This is a genomic window from Teredinibacter waterburyi (genome assembly GCF_001922985.1).
Classification (GTDB): domain Bacteria; phylum Pseudomonadota; class Gammaproteobacteria; order Pseudomonadales; family Cellvibrionaceae; genus Teredinibacter; species Teredinibacter waterburyi.
Genome location: NZ_MRUH01000107.1, coordinates 1 through 1,783 on the forward strand (window position 1 = coordinate 1; position 1,783 = coordinate 1,783).

The window sequence follows — 1,783 nt, forward strand, 5'->3', positions numbered from 1 at the left end:
TTCTGAATCGTATCGAATAACTTTTGACCCAATTTATGGCTTTCGAGAAAATGGCGGAAGTTCAATACAGCAGCTTCTCGGGCTTTTTCAATATTTAACATAATTGTGGGCGTCTCGCCTGATAGAGATAAACTTCATTCTGTTTGTCATTAGCCATACTCAAATTCAGGCTATTTCGTTGGGGTAGCTGAGATATAAAACTTACCACTTATATCCAGTTTAGAATCCGTTTTTCCTACACGACATCGTTATGGATATTCCACCTTATAGGTATGAATAGGAAATGAACTTTCCTCCGGGTGCCAATGACCACCCTCAATTTCGATATTTTTAATGCCAAATCTCTTAAGTGATTCGAGGTCATAATAAAATCCATAATATTTCTTTGAATCCCAAAGATCCTTGTAAATTCCTTTTTGTCCATAGGTTGGTAATTCATCGCTAACCATCATCTCCGCAAAATACTTTTTTTCAATTTCAATAAGTTGTGCCAGTGAGTCCTTTGGTGTATCGAATTCTTTCATATCAAAGATATTCAAGATGTAATCAGGGTATTTCATGCTTTTATCGTAGAAGAACGTCGCTCCGTGATTGTTGTTTTCTATTCCAGTTTTCGGGGCAATCGAAGCAGCCAAAGCTCCCTCTTGCTGGAATCCACCGTGGAAAAGTAGTGCCGCATTTCGTTGAATAATCTTTTTCTTGCCAGCGATAAAAAGATAGTTTGCGCAAGATGAGGCGCATATACCTACAACCCTTGCATTGAGACCCTTCGATTTAATTAATTTCCCCATCGCCATTCCGGCAACCAAATCACCCCCCGCGCTGGCTAAAACAATTTCCTCGGCATTCGGATTTTCATCAATCACTTTTTTTAGTTTTAAATAACTTTCGAATGTTATATCTTCATTAAATACTATTGTATTCAACATGATTGAAGTTTCATCTGCAAATGTTTCATCTGCAAATGATTGTAAGTATATGAAAAAGATAATGATGAAACTGATTAAATATTTCTCTGTGCGCATTAAGTCTTCTCTACTAAAAATAAATTTATGTGCATGGCACATTATGCTCTAAACTTGTTCTGGTCAACAAAAACCGGACACTTAAATTCGGCATTTACACGCTAACGTGCTTCGCTTGTTGTCCCCCGCAGGGGGGCCGTCTGCAAGTTGTAGGCCTTCATTAAGGCTCCGCCGAGCAAATCCGTCGTTTTCACCCCAAATGTTGCTATTTTTTTGCAAATAGAACTGCCTTGCATTTTTTTAAGTCATTTAAATAACGGTGCTCCGTTAACCTGTTTGTTGTGGAAAGAAATAATCGTTTAAATTGTTGTTTGGCCAGCAATGTCTAAATCTGTTTATTGGTTTCAATTAGGCAATCATCACAGTCAATAATGATATTGTTCAAGCCGATAGGCCCCAGCCAATAGGCAGTTAAATAATAACGTACAAAAATATAGTCATATTTTGTTTTATTTAAAAGTTCTTCAATTTTACGGTTAAGTCGTGGCCTCGAAAACAATTTTGGTTGCCTCCATATAATGGCGCTACTGAATATTGTCTTGTCAGTTCGTTGGATGGACCGTTATCTTCTACGCTTATCTCGTTAATTTAGGGAAACTCTGAAAAACGAACATTTTTGATGATATTCATGCCCGCTTTCTTTAGAGTCTTAAATTCGTAGCTAAACGGCTGTTAAAATCGTCTGTTTCCACCTGTTGATTGCCTTTCGGCAACTTACAGGCGGACCTGTCCCGCCTAAGCGGGTAAATATTTTTCCG

Annotated in this window: 1 protein-coding gene; it reads right to left on the bottom strand. The window is 38.0% G+C overall.

Translation table 11 applies throughout. The features are described from left to right. Window positions 1-248 precede the first annotated feature (248 nt). Window positions 249-1,025, bottom strand: coding sequence for a hypothetical protein (locus IDZ20_RS07860; RefSeq protein ID WP_188150884.1), 777 nt, complete (start codon window positions 1,023-1,025; stop codon window positions 249-251). Between the last annotated feature and the right edge of the window lie 758 nt (window positions 1,026-1,783).